Annotated in this window: 4 protein-coding genes; 2 read left to right on the top strand and 2 right to left on the bottom strand. The window is 31.8% G+C overall.

The window, feature by feature from the left end; genetic code table 11:
* Positions 1–241: 241 nt before the first annotated feature.
* Both RMN92_RS08200 and RMN92_RS08195 read right to left on the bottom strand, forming a co-directional pair.
* Positions 242–1,300, bottom strand: coding sequence for a nucleoid-associated protein (locus tag RMN92_RS08200; RefSeq protein WP_309608987.1), 1,059 nt, complete (start codon positions 1,298–1,300; stop codon positions 242–244).
* A 211-nt stretch (positions 1,301–1,511) separates the two neighbouring features.
* Positions 1,512–2,051, bottom strand: a complete 540-nt coding sequence (locus RMN92_RS08195) for an IS1096 element passenger TnpR family protein (protein ID WP_309608986.1) — start codon at positions 2,049–2,051, stop codon at positions 1,512–1,514.
* Positions 2,052–2,271: 220 nt separating this feature from the next.
* Between RMN92_RS08195 and RMN92_RS08190 the strand changes: the two genes are divergently transcribed.
* Both RMN92_RS08190 and RMN92_RS08185 read left to right on the top strand, forming a co-directional pair.
* The gene (locus RMN92_RS08190; RefSeq protein WP_309608985.1) at positions 2,272–3,225 is read left to right on the top strand and encodes an acetyl-CoA carboxylase carboxyltransferase subunit alpha; all 954 of its coding nucleotides are present in this window, start codon (positions 2,272–2,274) and stop codon (positions 3,223–3,225) included.
* A gap of 140 nt (positions 3,226–3,365) precedes the next feature.
* On the top strand, positions 3,366–3,751 hold a 386-nt coding region (locus RMN92_RS08185; protein WP_309608984.1), incomplete at its 3' end, for a DnaB-like helicase N-terminal domain-containing protein.

The following is a 3,751-nucleotide window of genomic DNA, read 5'->3' as shown; positions in this document are numbered from 1 at the left end:
AAAGAAATCAACTGTCCGAAAACAGATTTAGTCGAAAAATACTTATTTTTGCCCATCGTTATTTGAATTTTGCAACTCAAAATTACGATGTTTTTTAAGAAGCCATTAATTTGGCTTCTTTTTTATCGGACAACAATGATTATTTAATATGTTTTGAAAAGATGTTACTTAAATATTACCGTCAATAATGCTCTAAGTTACTTAATAATCAACATTTGAGAAAGTTTATTTGAAATATTATTTAAGATTTCTCTTCCTTATTAAAATAAACTAAGTAATAATACATTTGCTTCTCTTCATCCCAACCCTTTTCCACATATTTTTCTGCACTTTCGGGATTTATAAAATCTAATTTAATTTGAATGTGTGTATCCAGATTGATAACGTTTTTAATGCTTCTTCTAGCATCCGAAACGGCCGCATTGGCTATAGGAAAACTTGTTAAATCTTCAATGCTGTATTTCTCACCTTTGTCGACTTTATAGCTTTTAAATTCTGAAATTAAATCAGGATTATCTAAAACTTCATTCAAGAAATTGCTTTCTTCAAATTCGTCGTTTTTAGCAAAATAGTTTACAGATCTATTCATAAACATGACTTCTTCCTTTTTGTCTTCTGCCGGAAGCACTACTTCTTTGGCGAAATCTTGACAAAATTTCAAATATTTTTTGGTTTTGAAATTCTCATCTTGAAATGCATCAACTGAAAGGAAATGTTCTAACCAATATCTTGCATCATACCTGTTGCTATCAACCGTTAAAATCTTGTATCCTTCTTCTTTCTTGTAATTAAAAATCAAACAACCTTTATCCAATTTATTTAAATTGATGCCTTGTTGCAATATCATTTCCAGTGCCGTTCCCTTTTCCTCAAATTGCAGGAAATCAGCTTTCAATTCACTTTTAAAAATACCAATAGCATCAACCACATTATTATCAATAGAAATATTGGTCAAATGCGTCACGTAGACTTCGCCATTTTTAATATGTGGATGGTTTGATTGTTCAAAAAGATGTTTCGTAATTTGCTTAGAAATATCATGAGTTTTGCTTGGGTTTTCAAAAATTTCATGTGCAAATTTGTACATTTCATTGTATTCTAAATCCACATCGTGGGCAAATTGAAAATAGTTTTCTTCTTTGTCGCGAAAAGGTTTTAGGAAAAACTCTTTTATAAGTGGTACAATTTCGTCGTTCAATGAAAAAGTTTGGTCAGATAAGAAAATTTCCTCGTTGCGGCTTTTATTTCCTACGCGGTGTATGGATAAACTCTCGATATGAGTATTGAATAAGTTGATCATTTTTTTATTTTTTTAGATTAAAGTTTAAGAGTCAAGAAGCAAGATGTAAGAAGCAAGATGTAAGAAGAAAGAAGCAAGAGACAAGAGACAAGAAGCAAGATGTAAGAAGCAAGATGTAAGAAGCAAGAGACAAAAAAAACGCAGAAGAATTTAGATTTTAAACTTTTACTCTTGCTTCTTGGCTCTTTTCTCTTTTCTCTTTTCTCTTTACTCAATTCCAATTCTCCTCAAACCCAAAATCTTCAAAATTATTATCGCTTTCAAACATATCTAAATCGTCATCATCTAGATCGTCTTCAAATTCATTATAATTTTCTTGTTCCATATCAGACTCAAATATTTTCTCTCCGGAATCTTCGGGCATTTCGCCATGAGAAAATATGGTTTCGGGATAAATTGCACCAACAGAAATTTCTTCGATTGATGCCAATTCTACTAAAAACGTCCACATGTTTATAAAATCATAAACGTATATTATTTTGGTATTTTCTTTATCTAAAATATCAGCTAGTTGGTAATCGCTCATTATTTTTTGTTCACCAAGTACATCGCCAGTATCAAAAAGAGAAATTTCGTCTTCCTGATTCCAAGTATCATCACAAGTGTAAAATGATCCAACTTCCATACCATCAAATCCAAAGGAATTGAAAATAGCGTTGTGCAAATCTTCTAAAGTGTCGTCTGAAAGTATCGCAATATCTCTAAAAACATCGTCTTCATTGTCAAGGATTACTCTAAATTTATAAACCATAATCTTATTTTTTATGAGAGGTCAAAGGTAAAATATAAATTGTGAATTACGAGTCAGTAATGAAGATTGTTAATAAAAAATTATACTCGACATATTTGCTTTTCATTACATTATTAATGGATATAATTGCTATAAAAAACAATGTTTCGGAGTTTAAATTTTACAATCTTTAAATTTAAAACTATATTTGCTAATCTAAAAATAACAAAAATAAAATCTTATGGAGTATTTAGATTTTGAATTGCCTATAAAAGAACTTGAAGATCAGTTGGATAAATGTCAAGTAATAGGTCAAGAATCAAATGTTGATGTGACTACTACTTGTGAGCAAATCAATAAAAAGCTAGAAGAAACCAAAAAGCAGATATATCAAAACTTGACAGCTTGGCAAAGAGTCCAACTATCTCGTCATCCAAGTAGACCTTACACACTAGAACACATAAAAGCACTTTGCGGCGATACTTTTCTAGAACTTTTTGGAGACAGAGGTTTTAAAGATGATAAAGCCATGATTGGTGGATTGGGTAGAATAGGAGACCAGTCATTTATGATTGTAGGTCAGCAAAAGGGAATCAACACCAAAATGCGTCAATTCCGAAATTTTGGCATGGCAAATCCGGAAGGATATCGCAAAGCATTGCGATTGATGAAAATGGCAGAAAAATTTGGAATACCGGTTTTAACATTAATTGACACACCAGGAGCTTATCCAGGTTTAGAAGCAGAAGAGCGCGGTCAAGGTGAAGCCATTGCAAGAAATATTTTTGAAATGATACGTTTAAAAGTTCCCATTATTACGGTCATAGTTGGCGAAGGTGCATCAGGTGGCGCACTAGGAATAGGTGTTGGAGATCGTGTTTACATGATGGAAAATACTTGGTATTCAGTTATTTCACCAGAATCATGTTCTTCTATTTTATGGAAAAGCTGGGAATACAAAGAGCAAGCAGCCGAAGCATTAAAATTAACTTCCAAAGATATGTTGACTCAAAAGTTAGTTGATGGTGTTATTCCAGAACCGCTAGGAGGTGCACACTATGACAAACCTACTGCTTTCAAATCTGTGAAAGAATATATTCTCAAAGGATTCAGAGAATTAAAAGATTTATCAACAGCAGAACTTGTAGCTCAGAGAATGGACAAATACAGTAAAATGGGCGAATTCAAAGAATAAAAAACCTACTTTTATGATGTTGATCCGAAGCCTTATAGTTTCGGATTTTTTTTTGGTTATCAACAAAATATAATAGTTATAAACATTTTATAATTACAATTCAAAAATAATAATTTTTATTTTATTGCTACATTCGCAACATGGAAAATTTCAAGAATATAAACCCAGTAAGAGTAGATAAAACTACTATAATAAACCTAGAAAAAGGCAAACTGCCTCCGCAAGTATTGGATTTGGAGGAAGCAGTATTGGGTGCCATGATGATTGATAAAAAAGGGGTTGATGAGGTAATTGACATTTTGCAACCAGATGCTTTTTATAAAGATTCGCATAAATATATTTTTGAAGCCATAGTTACCTTGTTTAATGATTCTCAACCAGTGGATTTATTAACAGTTTCGGCGCAACTTAAAAAATCTGCAAAATTGGATTTGGCTGGTGGCGATTTTTATTTAATTCAGCTTACTCAAAAAATATCATCTTCGGCGCATATTGAGTTTCACTCCCGCATCATTTTACAAAAATA

The sequence above is a fragment of the Flavobacterium sp. genome, from assembly GCF_031363805.1.
GTDB lineage: Bacteria > Bacteroidota > Bacteroidia > Flavobacteriales > Flavobacteriaceae > Flavobacterium.
This window is presented reverse-complemented; position numbering and strand designations above follow the sequence as displayed.